At 66.3% G+C, this 13,648-nt stretch carries 11 protein-coding genes, 1 tRNA gene and 2 pseudogenes; 5 read left to right on the plus strand and 9 right to left on the minus strand.

What is annotated here, in order from left to right:
* Positions 1 to 30: 30 nt before the first annotated feature.
* The 7 genes from pth to EV672_RS09645 form a co-directional block, all read right to left on the minus strand.
* Entirely contained in the window at positions 31 to 657 is a 627-nt protein-coding gene (pth, locus tag EV672_RS09615; RefSeq protein WP_133608648.1) for an aminoacyl-tRNA hydrolase, read from the minus strand.
* Positions 658 to 762: 105 nt separating this feature from the next.
* The gene (locus EV672_RS09620) at positions 763 to 1,386 is read right to left on the minus strand and encodes a 50S ribosomal protein L25/general stress protein Ctc (RefSeq protein ID WP_133608650.1); all 624 of its coding nucleotides are present in this window, start codon (positions 1,384 to 1,386) and stop codon (positions 763 to 765) included.
* Positions 1,387 to 1,468: 82 nt separating this feature from the next.
* Complete coding sequence (locus tag EV672_RS09625) at positions 1,469 to 2,431, minus strand: ribose-phosphate pyrophosphokinase (RefSeq protein WP_133608704.1); 963 nt, start codon at positions 2,429 to 2,431, stop codon at positions 1,469 to 1,471.
* Between the two features lie 220 nt (positions 2,432 to 2,651).
* Positions 2,652 to 2,728: transfer RNA gene (locus EV672_RS09630), tRNA-Gln, on the minus strand.
* Positions 2,729 to 2,896: 168 nt separating this feature from the next.
* The gene (ispE, locus tag EV672_RS09635) at positions 2,897 to 3,859 is read right to left on the minus strand and encodes a 4-(cytidine 5'-diphospho)-2-C-methyl-D-erythritol kinase (protein WP_133608652.1); all 963 of its coding nucleotides are present in this window, start codon (positions 3,857 to 3,859) and stop codon (positions 2,897 to 2,899) included.
* Between the two features lie 30 nt (positions 3,860 to 3,889).
* A complete protein-coding gene (locus EV672_RS09640) occupies positions 3,890 to 4,543 on the minus strand; it encodes a lipoprotein insertase outer membrane protein LolB (RefSeq protein WP_133608654.1) in 654 nt (217 codons plus the stop codon).
* Between the two features lie 44 nt (positions 4,544 to 4,587).
* The gene (locus EV672_RS09645) at positions 4,588 to 6,468 is read right to left on the minus strand and encodes a tetratricopeptide repeat protein (RefSeq protein WP_166643520.1); all 1,881 of its coding nucleotides are present in this window, start codon (positions 6,466 to 6,468) and stop codon (positions 4,588 to 4,590) included.
* Positions 6,469 to 6,525: 57 nt separating this feature from the next.
* Between EV672_RS09645 and mutM the strand changes: the two genes are divergently transcribed.
* From mutM to mutY, 3 genes are all read left to right on the plus strand, one after another.
* Positions 6,526 to 7,389 carry a bifunctional DNA-formamidopyrimidine glycosylase/DNA-(apurinic or apyrimidinic site) lyase gene (gene mutM, locus EV672_RS09650; RefSeq protein WP_133608658.1) on the plus strand — a complete coding sequence of 288 codons (864 nt, stop codon included), beginning with the start codon at positions 6,526 to 6,528 and terminating at the stop codon, positions 7,387 to 7,389.
* A 140-nt stretch (positions 7,390 to 7,529) separates the two neighbouring features.
* Positions 7,530 to 9,650, plus strand: a complete 2,121-nt coding sequence (locus EV672_RS09655; RefSeq protein ID WP_243738612.1) for a dynamin family protein — start codon at positions 7,530 to 7,532, stop codon at positions 9,648 to 9,650.
* Entirely contained in the window at positions 9,647 to 10,792 is a 1,146-nt protein-coding gene (gene mutY, locus EV672_RS09660; RefSeq protein ID WP_243738613.1) for an A/G-specific adenine glycosylase, read from the plus strand. Before EV672_RS09655 ends, mutY begins: the two co-directional genes overlap by 4 nt.
* A gap of 27 nt (positions 10,793 to 10,819) precedes the next feature.
* Here the strand turns inward: mutY and xth are convergent, their stop codons facing one another.
* Positions 10,820 to 11,599, minus strand: coding sequence for an exodeoxyribonuclease III (gene xth, locus EV672_RS09665; RefSeq protein ID WP_133608662.1), 780 nt, complete (start codon positions 11,597 to 11,599; stop codon positions 10,820 to 10,822).
* A 290-nt stretch (positions 11,600 to 11,889) separates the two neighbouring features.
* On the opposite strand from xth, the gene EV672_RS09670 reads away from it, so the two are divergent.
* The gene (locus EV672_RS09670; protein ID WP_230179362.1) at positions 11,890 to 12,501 is read left to right on the plus strand and encodes a hypothetical protein; all 612 of its coding nucleotides are present in this window, start codon (positions 11,890 to 11,892) and stop codon (positions 12,499 to 12,501) included.
* 148 nt (positions 12,502 to 12,649) lie between these two features.
* Positions 12,650 to 13,162: pseudogene (locus EV672_RS09675) on the plus strand (nucleotidyl transferase AbiEii/AbiGii toxin family protein); the annotation flags it as partial.
* Here EV672_RS09675 and EV672_RS09680 read toward each other — a convergent pair.
* A pseudogene (locus EV672_RS09680) lies at positions 13,147 to 13,374 on the minus strand (IS110 family transposase); the annotation flags it as partial. The pseudogenes EV672_RS09675 and EV672_RS09680 overlap by 16 nt on opposite strands.
* Between the last annotated feature and the right edge of the window lie 274 nt (positions 13,375 to 13,648).

Genomic DNA, 13,648 nt, shown 5'->3' on the forward strand with positions numbered 1-13,648 from the left:
GCCTCTCTGTGTGTTTGTCGGGGGTTGGGCTCAGGCCGGTTCGCCTGTGGGGGTGTCAGGCGCCTTGCGCGGAGGTTTGGGCCGTTGCGGGCCTGCATGGACCGTGGCGGTGGCCTTGGCCATGTCGCCTTGCAGGAAGGCCTCGGTGGCGTCCAGGCACTGATCGATGCATTTGAAGATGGCTTCGCGCTCGGCCTGTGGCGGCTTGCGCAGCACGAAGGCCGCGACCTCGTGCTTGACGCCAGGGTGGCCGATGCCCAGGCGCAAGCGCCAGTAATCTGGGCTGCCCAGTTGCGCATGGATGTCGCGCAAGCCGTTGTGCCCCGCATGGCCACCGCCTTTTTTCAGCTTCACCTGGCCCGGCAGCAGGTCGAGCTCGTCGTGGGCGACCAGCACCTCGTCGGGGTTGACCTTGAAGAAGCGCGCCAGCGCCGACACCGACTTGCCCGACAGATTCATGTAGGTCTGGGGCTGCAGCAGCCACACCGGCCCCTGCGGCGTGTTGGCCCGCGCGACCAGGCCGTGGTAAGCCCGGTCAGGCTGCAGGAAGACGCCCAGGCGACGCGCCAGGCCATCGACGTACCAGAAGCCGGCGTTGTGGCGCGTGTCTTCGTACTCGGCGCCTGGGTTGCCCAGGCCAACAAACAGTCTGATCATGATGGCGTGGATTATCGGGAGTGGACGCACCAAAAGAAAAGCCCCGCCAAAGCGGGGCTTGACTGCGGGCACTGCGGCATGGCCACAGCACCCATCTGACAAGAATTACTTCTTGCCCTTCTTGCCCTTGGCGGGTTCGGCGGCGGCCACGGGAGCGGCAATCACCTCTTCCACCGGCTCGACCACGGTGGCCAGCGTCGGGGCCTTGCGGCCGTGCGTCACCAGCTTGATGTGCGAAGCCAGGCCCAGGTCTTCCACGCCGAAGCTCTGGCCCTTGACGGCCTTGCTCAGGTCCAGCGTCAGGAACTCAGGCAGCTGCTCGGCCAGGCACTCGATTTCCAGTTCGGTGGTGACGTGGTTGATGATGCACTTGTCGATCTTGACAGCAGGTGCATCGGCCTCGCCCACGAAGTGCACGGGCACCTTCTTGTGGATGCGGGTGGTGGCGTCCACGCGCTGGAAGTCCACGTGCAGCACGATCTGCTTGAACGGGTGCTTCTGGTAGTCGCGCAGCAGGACCTTCTCGACCGTGCCGTCCAGTTCCATCTCGAGGATGGAGGAGTGGAAGGCTTCCTTGCGCATGGCGTGGTACAGCGCGTTGTGGTCAACTTCGATGTTCTTCGGCTCTTTGCCGGCGCCGTAAACGATGCCAGGCGTCTTGCCAGAGATGCGCAGGCGGCGGCTCGCTCCGGTCCCCTGCAGATTGCGCTCGAAAGCGGTGAATTTCATGGAGTGCTCCAAGTGGGTATAGCGCCCGCGACCAGGCGCTTTGAAAAGCCAGCCCCTGAAGAGGCCGGCCAGGACATCCGGATCAGAAGTTGTTGTTCTGTTCCGAGAAGAGGGAGGTCACCGAGTCGCCGTCGGTGATGCGACGGATGGTTTCGGCGAACAGGAAAGCGGTGCTGAGCTGGCGGATCTTGGGCGTGCCCTTGGCCGTCTCGCTCAGCGGGATGGTGTTGGTGATCACGACCTCGTCGAGGTGCGATGCCTTGATGCGCTCGATGGCCGGGCCGGAGAACACGGCGTGCGTGCAGTAGGCGTACACGCTCTTGGCGCCACGGTCCTTCAGCACTTCGGCGGCTTTCACCAGGGTGCCGGCGGTGTCGATCATGTCGTCCATGATCACGCAGTTGCGGCCGTCGATCTCGCCGATGATGTTCATCACCTCCGACACATTGGCCTTGGGGCGGCGCTTGTCGATGATGGCCAGGTCACAGCCCAGCTGTTTGGCCAGGGCGCGGGCGCGCACCACGCCGCCGACGTCTGGCGAGACCACCACGAGGTCTTCGTACTTCTTGGCCTGCAGGTCGGACAGCAGCACCGGCGAGGCGTAGATGTTGTCAACGGGGATGTTGAAGAAGCCCTGGATCTGGTCGGCGTGCAGGTCCATGGTCAGGACGCGGTTGACGCCCACGGTTTCCATCAGGTCTGCCACGACGCGGGCCGAGATGGGCACGCGGGTGGAGCGCGGGCGGCGGTCCTGGCGGGCGTAGCCGAAGTAGGGGATGACGGCCGTGATGCGCTGGGCGGACGCGCGCTTGAGCGCATCGACCATGATCAGCAGTTCCATCAGGTTGTCGTTGGTCGGGGCGCAGGTGGACTGCACCACGAAGACTTCGCGACCGCGCACGTTCTGCTGGATTTCGACCGTGGTTTCACCGTCCGAGAATCGACCGACGGCCGCCTGACCCAGGGAAATGCCGAGGTGGGTGGCGATTTCCTGGCTGAGGGCCGGGTTGGCGTTGCCAGTGAACAGGACGGTGTCGGAAAGCATGGCGGGCGTGTCAGTGATGGCTGAAAAAGTCATCTGCCCTTCACCGTGCCCCTCAGCGAATCTGGCATGCAGTTCTGGTTGCCGGTGCGGCCCAGGGCCACGGTGGCATATGCCAGAGCTTGCCAGCGGACATCGCCCATGGCGGCCGACTTGGGGCAGGCGGCGGTCAGTTCTTGCGCAGCACTTTCAGCGTTGCGCTCAGACTGGACCGTCTGAAATTTGGCAGGGGAGGAAGGACTCGAACCCTCGCATGTCGGAATCAAAATCCGATGCCTTTACCAACTTGGCGACTCCCCTACACAGGTCTTCGAACCGCGTCCGATGTTGCTGTTTCAGCACTTGCTGCTTCAGCGCCATTTTCTGCACTTCGCTTACCTTGTAAGCTGCTCTTGATCAGAGCCTCACAGTATAGCCAGTTTTTTGAGTGTTTGCCAAGCTGTTGCGCAAAATCTTCGGCTGTCTTGATCACGCCGCAGTGCGGGGAGCCAAGTCCAGCAGAGGATGCTGCGGCAGCACGCGACACACGCGACCGACCCAGTGAACTCCATGCGGGCCTGCCTCTGCCAGTGCGGTGACGTCGTCGGCGCTCAGCGTGTTGTCGAGGGGGGTGTTGCCATCCACCCAAGCGAACACTGTGCTGCCAGATCCCGTCATGCGGCTGTTGCCGAAGCGAGCCTGCATGACACCCAAAGCGTGGGTCACACCTCTGCCGTCGCTGGCCTGGGTGTCTGGGGTCGCCGCGTCCTCGTCAGAGGAAGTTGGCGCTCGCCAGGCCTGGGCCGGCACCTGCAAGTCGTTGTGACCAAAGCGCATGGGCGCTGCAAGAAAGGCTGCGACTGTAGCACGGGGTGTGTCGCGCTTGAGCAACGGGCTGCCAAAAATGGCCGCGGTCGGGATGGCTGCGGGCGGTTTCAGCAGTGCCAGCGGGGTGTGCAACACCTCGGGCGGCAGGGCGATGGGTGTGATCTGCTCGCCAACGCCTTCCACCCAGGCGGGCAGGCCGCGCACGAAAAACGGCACGTCGGCGCCGAGTTGCAGGGCCAGGGCTTCGAGGCGCTCGCCCGGCCAGTGCAGGCCCCACAGGTGGTTGAGGGCCAGCAGCACGGTGGCGGCGTCGGAGCTGCCCCCGCCCAGGCCGGCACCCCATGGCACGGCCTTGTGGATGCGGATGTCGCAGCCCAGCGCCGTGCCGCTTTCTCGTTGCAGCAGGCGGGCGGCGCGCAGGCAGAGGTCGTCGGGCGGCAGGGCGACGTGGAGGTCGTGGCGCAGCAGTTGGCCGTCGGCGCGGGTGTCGATGTGCAGGGTGTCGTGCCAATCCAGCAGGACAAAGACGGACTGCAGCAGGTGGTAGCCGTCGGGGCGCCGGCCGGTGACGTGCAGGAACAGGTTGAGCTTGGCCGGGGCGGGAAGGTGGTGCAGGCTGGGCATGGCGGCGAGCAAAAAAGCGGGCGCTGGGCGTCAGCGGTCGAGGTGGATTTTGAGTTGGATGCCACGCAGGCCGGGGCTGGCGGCACGCTGTGCCTGGAGGCGGCGGGGCCATTCACGGGTGTCGATCAGCCAGCCGTCCTGGGTGAAGGTGCCCGTGGCGAGTTCGGCATCGGGCGCGGCGGTGCTGGGGCGCTGTGGGTCGGCGCGACCTTGCATCCAGTGGATCAGCGTTTGCAGTGGGATGGCCTCGCCGAGCACGCGCTCGCTCAGGGCACCGATGTTGTCGAAGCGTTCCAGCCCGTCGTCGGGGCTCGCTGTGGCGGAGAGGTCGTTGCCGAAACGGGATTCGGGGGGCGCATCGCCGCCGCTGCCGCCAGATCGGCGCAGCCAGGCGCCGGTGGTGCTCCAGCCGACCTGCGCGATCTGGCTGCCCAGCGGGGTCATGAGGTCGAGGCGCCCGGCATCGGGCTGGCCGTGGAAAAAGAAGCCGAGGCTGACACCCTTGGCGGGCAAGTCGTCCATCGCCAGGAGCTTGATGCTGATCTGGCCTTGCAGGTCGATGTCAGGGGCGGCTTGCGGTGCGGGGGTTTGGGCGGATGTCTGGGCATCGGCCGCATTTGCCGCATCGGCGCTGGGTGCGCGCCATGCGCTCGCGCAACCCGCCACCGTCATCGCCATGCCCATGGCAAGCGCCCAACTTGAGTGCCGCGCCCACCGTGCAGCCAGGCTCAAAGGGCGGCTCCCAGGCGTTGCAAGGTTTCCTTGAGCGTGTCGTTGTCGCGGTCGCGGGTCTGGCTTTCCCGCCACACGCGCAGGGCCTCGTCTTTGCGGCCCTGGGCCCACAGCACCTCGCCCAAGTGAGCGCCGATCTCGGTGTCAGGCCGTGCGGTATAGGCCTCGCGCAAGAGCTTGACGGCATCGTCCAGCCGTCCCTGGCGGAAGGCCACCCAGCCCAGGCTGTCGGTGATGAAGGGGTCGGCGGGCTTGAGCGCTGCGGCTTTTTCGACCAGCGCACGTGCCTCGTCCAGCTGCACCTTGCGATCGGCCAGGCTGTAGCCCAGTGCGTTGTAGGCGTTGGGGTTGTCCGGGGCGAGCTCGATCACGCGGCGCAGCAGGCGCTCCATGTCCTGGAAGCGCTTGAGCTTCTCGGCCAGCATGGCCTGGTCGTATTGCAGCTCGTGGTCGTCGGGGTAGCGGGCGCTGGTTTGCTCCAGCACCTTGTAGGCCTCGGGCAACTGGCCCAGGTCGCGCAGCAGCTGGACTTCGGCCTGGGCCTTGGTGATGGCATCGCGAGGTTCGGACTCGGGCAGGCCGCGCAGCAGGGCACGGGCTTCGGCCACCTTGCCTTGCTGGGCCAGCAGGCGGGCGCGCTGGCTTTGCACGGCCATTTTTTCGCGGCGCGGGTCGGCCAGCTCCAGCCACCGGAGGGCCTCGGCGCGTTTGCCTCGGAGGTCGTCGAGTTGGGCCAGCAGCAGGTAGGCCTGCTCGCGGTCCTTGTCGAGGTTGAGGTCGCCCGACACCGTGGCCGTCGAGCCGGTGTTGCCAGCGTTGCTGTTTGGCGCGGACTGCGCGGGCTGCGCAGGCGTGGCAGCGGCCGGCTCGGTGCGGGCCAGCACTTGCTTGAGCGCGGCTTCGGCGGCGTCGGTCTGGCGCAGCTCAAGGCGCACCGCAGCCAGCAGGATCCAGTGGCCGGTTTGCTCCGGCTGCACCTTGACCAGTTCGTCGAGCTGGGTGGCTGCTTCTTCGTAGCGCTGCGAGGAGGCCAGGCGGCGCGCGTAAGCCAGTCGCAGCAGCGGCGGCGCGTCGGCGCGGCCCATGCGCTGCTTGACCAGGGCTTCTGCGTCAGGTTGCTGTCCGATCATGTCGGCCGCCAGCAGGTTGGCCGTCAGCAGGTCGGGCTGCAGGGCCAGGGCCTTGCGGGTGGCGGTCATGGCCTTGGGGAACTGCTTGGCCATGAGCCAGGCTTCGCCGGATGCGGCCCAGGCTTCGGCCATCTCCAGCGGGGGCTGGCGCCAGGGCTGGGTGGCTTCGTCGAGGACCTGGGCGGCCACTTGCCGGTCGCTCAGGCGGGCGAGGCTGCGCGGCAGGTTGGCCAGCACCTGGGGTTGCTGAGGTGTGGGCGTCAGCTGGATGAGGGCGCGCAGCGGCGCGGCCAGCTCGCCGGGGCGGCCCAGCACGATGAGGATTTGAGAGGTGAATTCGGCCGCATCGCGCGATTGCGGCAGGGCCTGGCGCCAGGCCTTGGCCGCCGACAGGGCTTGTTCGCCAGCGCGGGCGCGCAAGGCGATCTCGACGGCGCGTTGGTAGAGCTGGCCGCTTTGGTGGCGCCGGGCGGCGTCCAGGTAGAGTTGGTAGGCCGAGCCGGCATCGCCGCCGTTGGCCTGGATTTCCGCGATCAGCAGCTGGTAGAACAGCTGCCCGTCCAGGCTGGATTGCTCGGGCACGCGGGGCGCCTCGGGGGCTTCTGCAACCGGCGCGGATGCGGCCGGGGCAGGCGTTGCCGGCTTGGCCACAGGGGCTGCCCAGGCTGCGTGTCCCGCGACCATGGCCGCGAGCGCGATGGCAGACAGGGTGGCGCGGGGCGCGTTCAGGACGGCAAAGCGAGGCATGGAAGCTCCAAGTGTTGATGCCATTCTAGGGACGTCGCGACAACCCATAATCGGCCCATGCCTGAATTGCCGGAAGTCGAGGTCACGCGTCGCAGTTTCGCCACCCGCATCGAGGGGGCCACGGTGACGTCGGTGCACCTGGGCAAACCGCTGCGCTGGCCCTTGGGGCTGGACGGCGAAGAGCTGGTTGGTGGGCAGGTGGGGGGGGTGCAGCGTCGGGGCAAGTACCTCTGGCTGCCTTTGGCGATGCCGGCGTCATCGTCGTTGCCGTCGTTGTCGCAGAAGCCTGATCGCTCCGGCGGCCTGCTCATCCACCTGGGGATGTCGGGTTCGCTGGCGTTCCGGTGGCAGCCGGGCGAGCCTGGCCCCCATGACCATTTCGAGCTCGGCACCGACCGCGGTGTGCTGCGCCTGACCGACCCGCGGCGTTTTGGCGCGGTCGTCTGGGGTCCGGCCATGGACGCCGGCTTGCCGGGCAAGTTGCTGGCCGGGCTGGGTCATGAGCCTTTCGACGAGGCGCTCACCCGCGAGGTGTTCCATGCGGGCTTGCGTGGCCGCCAGGTGGCCATCAAGCAGGCCTTGCTGGCGGGGGACATCGTGGTGGGCGCGGGCAACATCTACGCTTGCGAAGCCTTGTTCCGTGCGCGCATCGACCCGCGCCTGGCGGCAGGCAAGCTCAGCCGCCCCAGGGCCGCGCGCCTGCTGCAGGAGGTGAGGGCGGTGCTGCAAGAAGCGGTGGAAGCCGGTGGTTCCAGCCTGCGCGACTTCCGCGATGCCCATGGCGCGCAAGGCCACTTCCAGCTGGCCACGCAGGTGTACGGACGCGAAGGCGAGGGCTGCCGCGTGTGCGGGCAGCCGGTGCGGCGCATCGTGCAGGCCCAGCGCTCGACGTTTTTCTGCGGGCATTGCCAGAAGCGGTGAGAGGGTGTGCGGCCGATGTCTGTGCGGCATCTCACGGATGACACCATTCATTGCAGGTGCCGGCACAGATGTACCTTTTGTCCCAAACTGGGGGGACGAAGATGTAACCGCAACACACCCCTTGCGCTACGATGGCACCCATGAGCCCCACCTTTGCCAGCCACCTCGACGCCTTCGGCCAATGGCGCGCCGGCACGGACGCCAAACTGGCGGCCCTGGCGCGTTTCGCACGCGAGCATGAGCTGCTGGACGACGCCTCTGCCGAGTGGTTCGAGGCCATGCGGCGCAGGTTGTCGGGCGAGAAGCTGATGGTGGCCTTCGTGGCCGAGTTCTCGCGCGGCAAGTCGGAGCTCATCAACGCCATCTTTTTCTCGGACAAGGGCCGCCGCATGATGCCGGCCTCGGCGGGACGCACCACGATGTGTCCGGTCGAGCTGGGCTATGACGCCGAAGACCCGGTGGGCCTGTCGCTGCTGCCCATCGAGACGCGCCTGGAAGCCCCCTCGCTGGCCGAGTACCGCGCCCAGCCCTCGGCCTGGACCTGGCACACCCTCGAACTGGCCGACCCCGACGCCATGGCCGACGCACTGGCCCAGGTCATGCGCACCCGCCGTGTCAGCACCGAAGAGGCCGAGCGCCTGGGGTTCTGGGACCCGCAGCGCCCTGAAGACAACCCGCCGCCCGCGGCCGATGGCCTGATCGAGGTGCCCGTGTGGCGCCACGCCCGCATCAACCTGCCGCACCCGCTGCTCAAGCGTGGCCTGGTGGTGCTGGACACGCCGGGCCTGAACGCCATCGGCACCGAGCCCGAGCTGACGCTGGGCCTGCTGCCGCAAGCCGATGCCACGGTGTTCATCCTGGGCGCCGACACGGGTGTCACCAAGTCCGACCTCGACATCTGGCGCGACCACCTCAGCGGCCCGGCCTTGGCGCGCTACGTGGTGCTCAACAAGATCGACACCCTGGCCGACCCGCTGAGCACGCCTGCCCAGGTGCGCCAGGTCATCACCCGCCAGTGCGAGAGCGTCGCGCAGACGCTGGAGATCCCGACCGAGCACGTTTTCCCCATCTCGGCGCGTCAGGCCTTGGCGGCACGCCTGCAGGGCGATGCGGCGGGCTTGACCGACAGCCGCCTGGCCGCCTTCGAAGATGCCTTGTCGGATGGCCTGCTGCCCAAGCGCCGCGACAAGCTCGCCGAGGCCGCCGTGGGGGGGGCCCGCCAGCTCCAGCGCCAACTCACGCGCCGCTTCGGCGAAATGCGCGGCCTGTACGCCGACCAACTTCTGGAGTTGCGCGGCCTGCGTGGCAAGAGCGCAGGCAAGGTGCAGCTGATGATCCAGCGCGTGCAAGCTGAAGCCACCGAGTTCGAGCAGTGCACGGCACGCCTGCACGCCATGCGCAGCATCCACGCGCGCATGCTGCGCAGCGCTTTGCAGGACCTGTCCTCCGAGCGCCTGCGCCAGGAGGTCGATGTGCTGCAGCAGGTGCTGGGTGGCTCCTGGCTGCCGATTGGCGCCCGACGCGCCTTCATCGAGCTGTGCACGCGCTTGCGCAGCCTGATCGAGCAGGCCCAGCAGCGCAACGACGAAATCCACGCGATGCTGGTGGCCTCGTTCGCGCGCCTGAACGCCGAGTTCGGCTTCAGCCTGGCGGTCGATGTCCCTCTGAACGTGCGCCGCTACGCCGATGACCTGCAGCTCATCGAGCGCAACTATGTGCAGTACCTGGGCCTCAGCCAGGCCTTCCGGCTGGCCCAGCCGGGCTTCCAGGAGCAGTTCCGCCGCATGTTGATCTCGCGCCTGCGCGTGGTCTTCGAGACCGTCAGCAACGACATCGAGCTGTGGAACAAGACGGCCTCGGCGCAGGTGGACAGCCAGTTGCGCGAGCGCCGTCGCAACTTCAAGCGCCGCTACGAATCGCTGGACCGCATCCAGTCGGCATCGGGTGAACTCGACAAGCGCTTGCAGGAAGTGCAGGCACAGGACGAGCGCGCCCTGCAGCTGCAGACCCGCCTGGGCACCCTGGTCGAGGAGTTGGCCAAACAAGCCTGGCCCGAGGGTGAGCCGACAGCAGAGGCCGCGGGGCAGACTGCCGCATCGGCACCGCCGGCGCTGTTTGTCAGTGCAGCGGCCATGGAGGCGCTGTCGCTGGACCTGTCGCTCGCTTCAGAGCCCGACGCGAGGTCGGCAACGGTGCCAGTCGCTGTGCCAGCAACGACGCCAGCAACGACGGCAGAGTCCTTGCCCGCTTCCGCGCAGTGAGCACCGCGTCTGCACCCGAGCTGCAGCAGGCCGCGCAGCAGCGCCAGCCTGTGCTGGCCGAGCGCCTGGTGGCCTGGCAACGCCTGGAAGGCCGCCACCACTTGCCCTGGCAGCAAACCCGCGACCCCTACCGCGTGTGGCTGTCGGAAATCATGTTGCAGCAGACGCAGGTCAGCACCGTGCTGGCTTACTACGAGCGCTTTTTGCAGCGCTTTCCCGCGGTGGCCGACCTGGCTGCCGCGCCGCTCGACGAGGTGCTGGCGATGTGGAGCGGGCTGGGCTACTACAGCCGCGCCCGCAACCTGCACCGCTGCGCGCAAGCCGTGGTGGCCGAACATGGCGGCCGCTTCCCTGACAACGCCGATGCCTTGCAGACCTTGCCGGGCATCGGCCCCTCCACGGCCGCGGCGGTGGCGGCGTTCTGCTTTGGCCAGCGCATCTCCATCATGGACGGCAACGTCAAGCGGGTGCTGGCGCGTGTGCTGGGCTGGGAGGCCGACCTCTCCGTGGCCGCCCACGAGCGCGCTTTGTGGCAGGCCGCGCAGGCCGTGTTGCCCGAGCGCACCGAGGACATGCCGTCCTACACCCAGGGTCTGATGGACCTGGGCGCCACTTTGTGCACGCCGCGCAAGCCGGCCTGCCTGACCTGCCCGTGGACCGAGCTGTGCGTGGCCCGCACGACGGACGAGCCCGAGCGACTGCCCGTGAAGAAGCGCAAGCTCAAGCGCAGCACGCGCGAGCACTGGTGGTTGTGGCTGGTGCGCCAAGCGCCGGATGGCGAGCAGGTCTGGCTGGAGCAGTTGCCCGACACCGGCGTGTGGGCCGGCCTGTGGACCCTGCCTTTGCTGGACGACGAAGCGGCGATGGCGGCCTTGCTGGGTGAGCCCCTGGCCGGGGCGCTGGAACTCCAGCCCCGCCTCAAGCACGTGCTCACGCACCTCGACTGGTGGCTGCACCCGCGGCGCCTGGTGCTGGACGAGGCCCAGGCCGCGGTGCTGACGCCGACCTTGCAGGCGCGCCATGATGCGGCAGGTTCGCAGGCCGCCAGCAGCATCGTCACCCAGCAAGGGCGTTGGGTCCAGGTGGCAAATCTGGCCGCTTGGGGCCTGCCCGCGCCCGTGCGCAAGCTGCTGCAGCCATGAGCCTGCGCGTCGCGAACGCGGCGCGGATCAGCCCAGCGTCACGATGACCGGGGCGTGGTCGCTGGGGCGTTCGGCCTTGCGCGGCTCCTTGTCGATCACGCAGGCGCTGACGCGCGGCTTGAGCGCCCCGCTCACGAGGATGTGGTCGATGCGCAGCCCCTGGTTCTTGCGGAAGGCCAGGTTGCGGTAGTCCCACCAGCTCCATGACTTCGGCGCCTGCTCGAACAGGCGGAAGGCATCGCTCAGGCCCAGGTCCAGCAAGCGCTGGAAGTGTTCGCGCTCGGGCACGGTGCAGTGGATCTGGTCCCGCCAGCCCACCGGGTCGAAGACATCGGCGTCGGTGGGTGCGATGTTGAAGTCGCCCATCAGCACCAGGTGCGGGTGGCGGCTCAGCTCGTCTTTCAGCCAGACCTGCAGCGCTTCCAGCCAGCCCATTTTGTAGATGTACTTGTCGCTGTCGGGCGCCTGGCCGTTGGGGAAATAGCCGCCGATGACGCGCACGCTGCCCAGCGTGGCATGCGACACGGTGCCGGCGATGACGCGGGCCTGCTCGTCTTCGAAACCGGGGATGTTGCGCACGGTGTCCGTGGGGGCCTCGCGCGTCAGCAGGGCCACGCCGTTGTAGGTGCGCTGGCCAAACCATTGGGCGTGGTAGCCGATGGCTGCGAGTTCGGCGTGAGGGAACTTGTCGTCGGTGAGCTTGGTTTCCTGCAGCACCAGGGCATCGACCGGGTTGGCCTGCAGCCAATCGATCAACTGGGGCAAGCGCACGGACAGGGAGTTGACGTTCCAGGTGGAGAGTTTCATGAGTTTTCTAGCGCGTTGAATTTATTGATGTTTTTGTCTGAGTTTTGCTGATTTTTGCGTCTAGCTACCCACTTAGCTACCCAAATGGTCTGTGCTTGACGACGTGCTCATCTGCTCCCAACTGGTGGCTGCATTATCTCGTCGGGAAGCGCTGGTCATCTGGATGTCGACAGCGATTTCCCCTCGCGGTAGCCGCCTCGCCGCACACAGCGTGGCCGGCGACGCTGGGTGCCTTGCAAAGATCGCCATTTCCTCCTAAGATTGCATGAAATTTCAATGAGAAATCAATCGTGGAAAGCGTTTCTGCTCCATCGAGGATGCTGGTAAGCGGTGCCGCCGAACGGCTGGCTGCCTTATTGCGCCCCGGGCGCGTGTACCGGCGAGAGGATCTGGCAGAGATGAGCAATGCGGTGGACCGTCACGTGCGTGAGTTGGTCGCCGAGGGGCTTGTGAAGAAATTGGCGCAGGGCATGTACTACGTGCCGAGGGTGTCCAGCTTCGGTCCTGTACCGCCTGAGGATGCCGAGGTGGTTGGCAGCTTTCTTCGCGACAGTGACTTCCTCGTGTTCTCGCCTTCGGCATACAACGCTGTGGGCCTGGGTACCACGCAGCTATACAACCGCACACTGGTCTACAACCACAAGCGGCATGGTGTGTTCAAGCTGGGCAATCGGCAGTTCGATTTCCGGGTGAAACCACGTTTCCCCAAAAAGCTCACGCCGGAGTTTTTGTTTGTCGATCTGCTCAACAACCTTGAGCAGTTGGCTGAAGATCGCGATGCTGTCTTGCGGCAAGCGCAGAGCAAGCTGTCTTCGTTTGACCTCGACAAGCTCAAACGCGCGCTCTCGACGTTTGGCTCTGTGGCGACCCGCAAGCGAGCCAAAGGTTGGCTGAGTGCCTGAATTTCTGCATCACCGCAAGGACTTCGGCGACCTGCTTGCCGTGGTCGCTGACGAACGAAGCCTTGATCCGACATTGGTCGGGAAGGACTACTGGATCATGCATTGCCTTTTGGGGCTGCGAACTTAGGGGTTCAACTTCGAACTCAAGGGCGGCACATCCTTGTCCAAGGGCTTCGGTGTCATCCACCGATTCTCGGAGGACATCGACATCCGGATCGCGCCTCCCAAAGAGCTGGAGGTCAAGACCGGCCGCCATCACAACAAGGTCGCTCATGTCTCGTCCCGTCGGGCTTTCTATGACTGGCTGGCCACTAAAATCAGAATCCCGGGCATTTTTCAAGTCGCGCGTGATGAAGATTTCGACGACGAGAAGATGCGCAGCGGTGGCATTCGCCTGTCCTATGCAGCGCGCACGGCCCCATTGGCAGGTGTCAAAGACGGGATCTTGCTGGAGCTCGGCTTTGATGACACCGCACCCAACAGACCGGTGACAATCTCGTCCTGGGCGTGGGATACAGCAAGCGCACGCGGCGTATTAGTGGCAGACAACCGAGCTGTTGACGTGCCGTGCTACGCGCCTACCCACACCTTTGTCGAGAAGCTTCAGACGATTTCGACCAAGTACCGAAAGCTGGGAGAGGCACAGGGCTTCACAAACTGAGGCGCCATGAGCCGCACGGTGTGCTCAAGCTCCTGCAGCTTGCGAGCCCAGTGGTGAGCGCTGCCGCAAGCCTCCATGCCGATCAGGCACGGCGTCATGTTCGCGAAGAAGGCGGCAACCTGGTCTCGCCTTAACTGCTTGCGCAACACCGCCTTGCCGCGCTCGTTCGCTCCGTGGACCTGGAATACGTTCTTGGCCAGGTCGATGCCAATTGTCGTGTCTGCATGGTGGACGCTCCTTCCGTTTCAAGTGGCCGACACGCGCCACTCTGCCGTCATCGGGTGGGGGCGTCCATCCCATTGCTTACGAAGGATCTCTGGCGTCAGGGGAAAAACTTGGCCATCTTCAAGCGCAATAAGCCACTCCCGGTCTTGGCGCGCAGTCCGTTTGCCGAAGGGATATGGGGGGCTGCGGGATGGTCGACAGTCCCGGCGGGCGTTTGTGGGCGAGCCGGGCTGCTGCGTGAGCCTGTCGCGGAAAGTGGTG

It is taken from the genome of Aquabacterium commune, from assembly GCF_004362855.1.
In the GTDB taxonomy this organism is placed as follows: Bacteria; Pseudomonadota; Gammaproteobacteria; order Burkholderiales; family Burkholderiaceae_C; genus Aquabacterium; species Aquabacterium commune.

What these genes read in the sequence shown, in the direction of transcription:
- pth (WP_133608648.1), bottom strand. Translation starts at nt 657, where the DNA reads ATGATCAGACTGTTTGTTGGCCTGGGCAACCCAGGCGCCGAGTACGAA.
- EV672_RS09620 (WP_133608650.1), bottom strand. Translation starts at nt 1,386, where the DNA reads ATGAAATTCACCGCTTTCGAGCGCAATCTGCAGGGGACCGGAGCGAGC.
- EV672_RS09625 (WP_133608704.1), bottom strand. Translation starts at nt 2,431, where the DNA reads ATGCTTTCCGACACCGTCCTGTTCACTGGCAACGCCAACCCGGCCCTC.
- ispE (WP_133608652.1), bottom strand. Translation starts at nt 3,859, where the DNA reads ATGCCCAGCCTGCACCACCTTCCCGCCCCGGCCAAGCTCAACCTGTTC.
- EV672_RS09640 (WP_133608654.1), bottom strand. Translation starts at nt 4,543, where the DNA reads ATGGGCATGGCGATGACGGTGGCGGGTTGCGCGAGCGCATGGCGCGCA.
- EV672_RS09645 (WP_166643520.1), bottom strand. Translation starts at nt 6,468, where the DNA reads ATGCCTCGCTTTGCCGTCCTGAACGCGCCCCGCGCCACCCTGTCTGCC.
- mutM (WP_133608658.1), top strand. Translation starts at nt 6,526, where the DNA reads ATGCCTGAATTGCCGGAAGTCGAGGTCACGCGTCGCAGTTTCGCCACC.
- EV672_RS09655 (WP_243738612.1), top strand. Translation starts at nt 7,530, where the DNA reads ATGAGCCCCACCTTTGCCAGCCACCTCGACGCCTTCGGCCAATGGCGC.
- xth (WP_133608662.1), bottom strand. Translation starts at nt 11,599, where the DNA reads ATGAAACTCTCCACCTGGAACGTCAACTCCCTGTCCGTGCGCTTGCCC.